Genomic DNA, 6,943 nt, shown 5'->3' with positions numbered 1-6,943 from the left:
CGACGATAAAATCTATAACACTAAACTTATATTTGAATTTTTGGAACTGCCCTTAGTAATTATATGAGTCCTTTGCGTCGTGTAGGTCGTTATATTTTACCACCGAAACACTTAGCGCACTTAGAAACACTAAGAATTTATTTAAAGGAGCTTCGCAGCATCCTTGGCAAAATAAGTTAAAATCATATCGGCGCCCGCGCGTTTGATTCCTGTTAATACTTCCAGCATCACTCTTTCTTCGTCGATCCAGCCCATCTTTCCCGCGGCTTTGATCATCGAGTATTCACCGCTAACATTGTAGGCAGCAATAGGTATGTTGAATGTGTCTTTCACTCTTCTGATTATATCGAGATAGGGAAGTGCAGGTTTTACCATAACTATATCAGCGCCTTCCTCGATATCGGCTTCAACTTCGCGTAACGCTTCGTCAGAGTTTGCAGGATCCATCTGGTGCGAACGCCTATCACCGAATTGCGGCGTGCTTTCGGCTGCCTCACGGAAAGGTCCGTAAAACCCCGATGCATACTTTGCAGCGTACGACATTATCGGTAGATTGAGGAAATTATTTTTATCTAACATTTCTCTAATCGCATTTACACGACCGTCGAACATATCCGATGGTGCAACCATATCCGCGCCGGCTTGTGCGTGAGTAAGCGCTTCTTGAGCGAGCAGTTGTCTTGATGCATCGTTTACTATTTCATCTCCCTTAACTATTCCGCAGTGTCCGTGCGAGGTGTATTCACATAGACATACATCGGTAATAACATAAAGCTCAGGGACTTCCTTTTTTATTGCACGAACTGCCTGCTGGATTATTCCGTTCGGGTCGTAGGCGCCGCTGCCGATTTCATCTTTCTTCTCGGGGATGCCGAAAAGAATGACCGCAGGTATTCCGAGCGTTTTTACTTCAACGCACTCGCGCACGATTTCATCAACTGACAATTGATAGACACCGGGCATCGATGATACTTCTTTCTTAAATTTATTCCCCGGAACTGCAAACAGTGGATATATAAAATCGTTTTTAGAAAGCTCGGTTTCGCGCACCATCGAGCGGATAACTGGATTCATTCTCGTCCGACGAAGCCGCTGAAAGTTATTAATTTGGTTACTCATTATTCTCCTTTTTATCTTGAAATCTCGCATAACCGCATTGTTTAAATTTCATTTCTGCCGTTAGTGGAAATTTATAATTTTTAATAAACTCATTCATTAGTTTTTCAAATTCTTCTGTTTTATCAAAATCATCAATCTTATAAAAATAGTGATCAATTGTTCCATCTTTGTCGAAGTAGAATCGATTCCAACAGTTTGTTGCTGTTCCCCATTTAAAATTATTCTTGCTTAGAAAAGCAGATATATCCTGCAATAGTCTCATCCAAGCCTTATGCAATTCGTCCTCTCTACCCTGAAAAGCTGTAAGCATTGTCGTATCTGCATTGACCGCCTCTGTATAAACGGACTCTATTTCAGTGAATGTAAACCCGGATTTGTCTAATTCTTTCCAAGGGTAACATTTTGTTTGACTAAATGTATAGTTAAACAAAATAAAAATAAGTGTAAGGAAAATTAAATGATGTTTCATTTTGTGTTTCTCCTTTTTATTTTTGGGATTGTTAGTTTCGATTACAAGATAAAAAACTATTTTGATATTTCAAACTTATGGCAAATAACTTATAAACTCAAGTAAATTCCCTTCCGGGTCTCTGAAGAAAACGCTCTTACCTTTTCCGTGAGTTCCGATTCTCTCGACAGGTCCAAGCTCGACGGATACTCCATGTTGCGCCAGATGTTCGACTGCGGCGGAAATATTTCCGTCCCAGTGGAAACAAAAATCAGCGCTGCCGGTTTGAGGGTTTGCAGCGTTAATATCGGCTTTTGTGGCTGGTGTATGAAGAATAATTTTTTGGAGCGTGAAAAGAAGCGCCGGGTATTTTGCCCCCCCGGATTTCCAAGCTTCGTAATCGAGGACATCCGCGCCGACTACGCTTTTGTAGAACTTAATAGTTTCTTCGATGTCGTTTACGGTTAAAACAAAATGGTCAATTTGCATTTTCCTTTTCCTTTAAATTTATTTAAAAATCTTCTGCAAAAAATTAAAAAGGTGCTTATTGAATGCAGCTGTGTTCTCTAAATTGCTCATGTGTGCGGCATTGGGAATTATGTGCATCTCCGAATTCGGTATCCGATTTTTCATCTCCAAAGCATCGGCGGGTGTTGTGAGTGTATCTTTCTCGCCTACCATTATTAATGTTGGAACTTTTATATCCGGTAAAGCTTGAGTAGTATCGGTTCGAGCCGCAAGTGCAATTAACGTCGAAGCAACAGAGAGTGGCGAAGTTTTCAAAACAATGTTCCTAATCATATCAACGATGTTCAGAAGTCGGATAAAAGTTTCTTCCGAAAAAATAGATTTTAAAAAATCCTCTGCAAAACGGGCAATGCCCACACTCTTCACAATTTGTATCTGCCGCGCTCTTCGAATTTTTACCTCGTTCGTGTCAGCGGCAGATTTTGTATCGCACAAAACCAATGCGGCAACCCTCTCCGGATTTCGTTCAATTGCTCGAAGTGCGATATAGCCGCCCATCGAAAGTCCTACTAAAACAGTTTTCTCAATTTTTAAATAATCGAGCAGTCCGATTAAATCATCAACAAAAAATTCAATCAAGAATTGCCCGTCGTCGTAATCACTTTCGCCGTGACCTCTTACATCGAAAGTAATCGCACGGTATTTTACGGAAATTGATTTTATCTGAGGAGTCCACATAGAACTGTTGAAAGGAAAACCATGAATGAATACAACCGGTAATCCGTCGCTATTTCCGGATATTGTGTAACTAATATTTGTTCCGTTTATGTTGGCTTTCATTTTCTATCAAAATAAGTATGATACCTTCCTTGGTAATAAAAGAAAATAATTGTAATTCTACAACTTACTAACTGATGGTACGCACAGTCATGATTTGTTGCGAAAAATCCTAAGCACGAATATTGAAGTACTAAACAAATCCAAAATTCGAATGCTCAAAATTATGAAAATCGGTGCTTTAGAAACGGTTTTAGATTTTAGAAATTCGGGTTTGTTTCGAAATTCGGATTTAGATTTTCGAATTTTTACCCTGAAAACTATTTTTCGTAACATGAATTATTAATAACTAATTTGTGTTTGCAATGATGTGCGTGCCATACGTAATAATTCCCAGGACGGAGGATTAATACGGCGATAACGGTGATATATATTTACTTGCCTTTGAACGTCGTCAACTACTTTAGCATGCAAGGCAGCATAGAATTCGTGTTTCAACGCCGATGCGGCGGACATGCCTTCCGGTATTTGACCTTCTTTGTGGAAAAGGTTTAATGTCCAGCAATAGGCTTTTAATATTCTCGCAGCAGGAAGCATGTACCACTTATAATCCAGTACGAAACCTCTTTCTGCCATCTCGAGCATTGCCTCTGTAGCCGCGTTGTCAATGTGATCTTTAAAAAGAGTTTCCGGGTCGCGCCACTCTGCTACGACACAAAGCTGTGGGTCGTACTCTAAATCGGATGGCTCTTGTGTTTCAAAATGACGCACACCAAAATCAGCAAGCCAACGTCGCAAACCCGGAGCTGAAATATGCGAAAGTCCAAGCCAAAGGTTAATGCCAAATTTCCGGTAAGCTGTCGATGCGACTTCCGAGCAAAATATTTTAGTCGTGTCGTTATAATCCATTGAGAAATCATATGGAATGTGTTCGGATTTAACACGGTTCAACATTGCAGCCGCAGCGCGATGAGGAAGAAGAGGATCTTCAACAAGCGAGGGCAAGTTGGACCGTAAACGCAGAACCATGATGCGTAGTTTTTTATCTTGAAAATAATCTTCGGGTGTAGAAATCTCTACACCACGCTCGATGTGCGACTCGATTATCTTCAACGACTTTGTGGATGAATCTACAAACGCGAGTGCGATATGTGAAAAATTCCCGGGGAAATCGTTACCGCGTGCAATTAGAGCGGAAGTGGGAGCGCCCCCGCGCGATACAAATATATCGCCGCTGTGAATTTTGACTCCAAGAAAGTTTGATGCGGGAGTTGACGAGTGTTCGTCATTATCTATTTGCAGAGCGGGCGGTCGTCTAATTGCGTGTATTTGTAATATTACTTCTTCCGCGGCAGCGCGTCCTCCGTACAGCAAACGATAGAGTGTTTCTCTTGTTAACCGGTCATTAATATCCCATTTTTCCGACTGCCGTTTCAACGCGGTCCTCATTCTCGCAATTAGATGTAAATATCTTGGCACTTTTCCATCACATTCGGCTACAAGCGGTCCTAAAATAAAAATTTGATTTTCAATCTGTCGAAGTTCCGTTGCTTCAGGCTCGATTTGCCTCGTCTCGATTTGTTCGATTAATTTTTCGAGCAGGAAGAGGTTATAGTCGGCGCGATACATAATAATTACGCATCCAGCCTTCATAGCCGCGAAGAATTCCGATTCGAGTGAATCCCAAAAAACATCCTGATTCCAAGCGAACGGTTTAGCAATTGATGTTGGTTCGGCTGCAGGAATTACCGGTGTCGGTTCAGGAATAGCGAGAATGAAGAAGACGGAAATTAGTACAGCTATCGAAATGCCGGTTATTTTGACTATTTTAGATTTCATTATTATAAGTTTAGTAATAATTTTAGAAATAAAAAAGGCTGCCGGTTATTTCCGACAGCCTGTAAATTGAACAATGATAACGATTCCAAATTTCAACAATAAATATTTCTTCGTTGATACATAGTCTCCAGCTACTAAGCGTTAGAAATAAAAATTCAAAGAAATTGCTGAATATGTATAACTTAAATTTAGGGTAAGATCGAGGATTTGTTTTTCTGTAACAGTTCTATAATCTCCTATTGTTGGATCATATACCTTTACATCTTCTGTTTGCTTATCCTCAAAATTTAAAAGTAAAACGCGGAGACCGAATTCGCCACCTAAACTAAAATTATTACTAAAAAAATACTCTGTTCTGAAACCTGATTTGAATCCCCACATGCTCAGTTTATTTGTAAAGTCTTCTATTCCGACTTCCTCTTTCTGGTCAACAGTAATAATAGGTTTTGATATTTCAGCCATTAAGTAGCCTTTAAGGTCATTCTTTCTGACTATGCAATACTTCACTCCAAAGAGAGGGTTGTACATACTTATTGAGGCCTCTGATTTTTCATGTGTATCCTCTAACCGATAGATATTATAATCCCATCGAGTCTCTGTTAAATCTACCGACATCCCAAGACGTGTATAATCTAAACCGAAGTATATTTGGAAATCGTTAGCAGTTTTGTAACCAAACGTTCCACCTGAGATCCCTAAAAATTCAGGTTTAACGCCAAACATAAATTGACCGACTGAAGGTTCTTCGGTTTGGCTGATTAAAATTCCGCTATGCAGCACTATCGCTGCAATCAAAATAAACATAATGTTTTTCATTGTAGCACTCCTTTAATTTAATATTTTGGATTTAGTGATTTAATTTTTATCGGTATAACACCGATATTTAATTATTTTCATTTTTCTAAATGAATGACTTCGCCTCAATATCATCTCAACAATAATAGTTTTCTAGTTTGTGGAAACGAGCCCGCTTGCAAAGGTTCGGTTGAACTCACCACGAGTCGATAAAAATATACACCGCTTGAAAGTCCGAAATCCGAAGTTCGAAATTCGAAATTGTGTATTTCCGCTTCTCGTTTTTCATTCATAAGCGTCGCCACTATTTGTACAAGTACATTGTACGCCTTCGCATTTTTCCTTCTACATACGTCGCTTTGGATATTCTTCATGCCACCAGTACTCCTGTTGGAATCGTTCACACGACTCTAATTCTTTTTGATATATTGGGTTCACACTCATCTCTGATGCCTTTCCTAAATACAAAAGTGCGTACTCAAAACGAAAAGTGTATTCATAGGCGACACCAAGGTTGTAGTAATCTTTGTGAATATTCTTATGGTTGGGATGGCGTTCGATAGTTAACATGAAACTTGAAATCGCATCTTCCCATCGACGTTCTCTTGCAGCAACATTTCCAGCTTCCAACTCAGGCAGATCGGAATCTTTCATGAGCTCCACCTCGATTTTATCAACATGCGGCTGCAGTTCGAATATAAGTTTACTAATCAGCAACCTCTGTCTTTTTTTTCCTTCTTTCAATATCGATTCCATGATTGAAGATCCGACACTCTCAAAAAGCCCTCCAAGGAGTGACTTCTCTTTGTATTCAGATTTCTCATTTTCTTCATATATAACGTCACCCGATGAAATACGATTATCTGTTCGAACATCTGTAATATAATAACGAAATCTCGACGTCCACGTTTTACTTTTGTATTTCGTTTCTTTGTCGCCAAATCCTTCGCTGACAACTTTCTCGGTAGTTTCAGAACTGTAGGTACCGAAAATCATTACAAGAGAATTATGATCTTCTAACTTTGCCGGTGGTACGTATATGGCAGGAAAGTATTCAGCTAAATATTGCTTCAGCTCTTCACAAAATTCATGCGATTGATCGCCCTGTATTTCCCCAACCGCAACCATAACTCTGTTATCGAGTAAAATTCCTGCTGGACGGGTTGTGGTAATACTGGTAGTGCTACTACATCCATTCAGGAGATATAGACTTATACAAAACAGAATTGCCTCCGTAATCATATAATTATATCCTTTATAATTTTGAAATAATGCTGTGTTCATCAGTTATATTTTATAGTTCGCATGAAGATATGATTATCAAATATGTTATGAATGAATTTTTCAACACAATCAACCGTACCTTTGTAAACCAAATCTTCAAGCAATGGTGTTACATCCGTCAAGCTCGAAGCGATTTGCTCAGAATGCACAGAATAATAAACTAAGGCTCATCGTGGAAGTGAGTGGGTAAAAATGATAGATAGAAACAGCGTA

At 39.4% G+C, this 6,943-nt stretch carries 8 protein-coding genes; all 8 read right to left on the bottom strand.

Annotated elements, in window-relative coordinates; all coding sequences use genetic code 11:
- Positions 1–141 precede the first annotated feature (141 nt).
- On the bottom strand, positions 142–1,119 hold the full coding sequence (gene hemB, locus QME58_13775) for a porphobilinogen synthase (protein ID MDI6804884.1): 978 nt from the start codon (positions 1,117–1,119) through the stop codon (positions 142–144).
- The gene (locus QME58_13770; GenBank protein MDI6804883.1) at positions 1,112–1,588 is read right to left on the bottom strand and encodes a hypothetical protein; all 477 of its coding nucleotides are present in this window, start codon (positions 1,586–1,588) and stop codon (positions 1,112–1,114) included. Before QME58_13770 ends, hemB begins: the two co-directional genes overlap by 8 nt.
- A gap of 75 nt (positions 1,589–1,663) precedes the next feature.
- A complete protein-coding gene (locus QME58_13765; GenBank protein ID MDI6804882.1) occupies positions 1,664–2,056 on the bottom strand; it encodes a VOC family protein in 393 nt (130 codons plus the stop codon).
- 18 nt (positions 2,057–2,074) lie between these two features.
- A complete protein-coding gene (locus QME58_13760; GenBank protein ID MDI6804881.1) occupies positions 2,075–2,875 on the bottom strand; it encodes an alpha/beta fold hydrolase in 801 nt (266 codons plus the stop codon).
- A gap of 279 nt (positions 2,876–3,154) precedes the next feature.
- Positions 3,155–4,651, bottom strand: coding sequence for a hypothetical protein (locus tag QME58_13755; protein MDI6804880.1), 1,497 nt, complete (start codon positions 4,649–4,651; stop codon positions 3,155–3,157).
- Positions 4,652–4,792: 141 nt separating this feature from the next.
- The gene (locus QME58_13750; GenBank protein ID MDI6804879.1) at positions 4,793–5,467 is read right to left on the bottom strand and encodes a hypothetical protein; all 675 of its coding nucleotides are present in this window, start codon (positions 5,465–5,467) and stop codon (positions 4,793–4,795) included.
- 110 nt (positions 5,468–5,577) lie between these two features.
- Positions 5,578–5,739, bottom strand: a complete 162-nt coding sequence (locus tag QME58_13745) for a hypothetical protein (protein ID MDI6804878.1) — start codon at positions 5,737–5,739, stop codon at positions 5,578–5,580.
- Positions 5,740–5,791: 52 nt separating this feature from the next.
- Positions 5,792–6,730 carry a hypothetical protein gene (locus tag QME58_13740; protein ID MDI6804877.1) on the bottom strand — a complete coding sequence of 313 codons (939 nt, stop codon included), beginning with the start codon at positions 6,728–6,730 and terminating at the stop codon, positions 5,792–5,794.
- Positions 6,731–6,943: the final 213 nt, after the last annotated feature.

The organism is Bacteroidota bacterium (assembly GCA_030017895.1).
In the GTDB taxonomy this organism is placed as follows: domain Bacteria; phylum Bacteroidota; class Ignavibacteria; order UBA10030; family BY39; genus JASEGV01.
Note: the sequence above shows the minus strand (reverse complement) of the source record. Positions and strands in the feature narration are given on the sequence as shown.